The organism is Staphylococcus sp. HMSC061G12, assembly GCF_001838465.1.
Taxonomy (GTDB): Bacteria; Bacillota; Bacilli; order Staphylococcales; family Staphylococcaceae; genus Staphylococcus; species Staphylococcus simulans.
The window spans coordinates 1-206 of the sequence record NZ_KV837188.1 but is presented as its reverse complement, the minus strand read 5'-3'; the positions used below and the strand labels follow the sequence as shown (position 1 = coordinate 206).

The 206-nt window shown below is 35.9% G+C and carries 1 protein-coding gene; it reads right to left on the bottom strand.

Features of this window, described 5'->3' with window-relative positions; all coding sequences use genetic code 11:
- Nucleotides 1–204 (bottom strand): TcpE family conjugal transfer membrane protein (locus tag HMPREF2937_RS13190; protein ID WP_215628809.1); only part of this gene is annotated, 204 nt, incomplete at its 3' end.
- Between the last annotated feature and the right edge of the window lie 2 nt (nt 205–206).

The following is a 206-nucleotide window of genomic DNA, read 5'->3' as shown; positions in this document are numbered from 1 at the left end:
AACGGGAATACCAAAGTATTTGAGAAATGCTCCCTCAATCATGGAAAGTGGGGGAATATCCCCAAACAAAATGATGATAAATTCCGTAATCACAAACCATGTAATCTGTGTAAAAGTAACGGGAAAGGGTAAGTTAAAGTCATTGATTGCATACAAGACTTTTTCCACGTTCCAGATACCCGTATAAGATTTAATCTTTTTCAAGT